The organism is Marinifilum breve, assembly GCF_003202155.1.
GTDB classification, from domain to species: domain Bacteria; phylum Bacteroidota; class Bacteroidia; order Bacteroidales; family Marinifilaceae; genus Marinifilum; species Marinifilum breve.
The window spans coordinates 1-406 of the sequence record NZ_QFLI01000160.1; the positions used below are offsets into that span (position 1 = coordinate 1).

The 406-nt window shown below is 68.0% G+C and carries 1 protein-coding gene; it reads left to right on the forward strand.

From position 1 onward, the window contains the following. On the forward strand, positions 1-406 hold a 406-nt coding region (locus DF185_RS23305), incomplete at both ends, for a protein rep (protein ID WP_165836119.1).

A 406-nucleotide genomic window follows, 5' to 3' on the forward strand; every position in this document is an offset into this window, starting at 1 on the left:
AAGGATGCGCCTTGGGACGTTCACCGCGGCCAGTCTGACGACGTGGGCGGGATCTACGCAAGCGCTGCCGATTTCGAGCGCTACGCGGCCCGTATGGCCGATTGTGGGGGCGTTCTGCGCTTCGGCTGGGTCACCACCCCGGAAACCGGGGAAACGGCCCTACGGCTGCGGGAGGCCCATTTCTGCCGGGTGCGGCATTGCCCGGTGTGCCAGTGGAGGCGCTCGCTCATGTGGCAGGCCCGGTTCTACCAGTCCCTCCCGAAGATCGTCCAGGAACACCCCAAGGCCCGGTGGCTGTTCCTCACCGTCACCGTGCGCAACTGCGCGATCGGCGACCTGGCCGACACGCTGACGGCGATGAACGCCGGGTGGAAGCGACTCATCGAGCGCCGCGAATTCCGCCCCG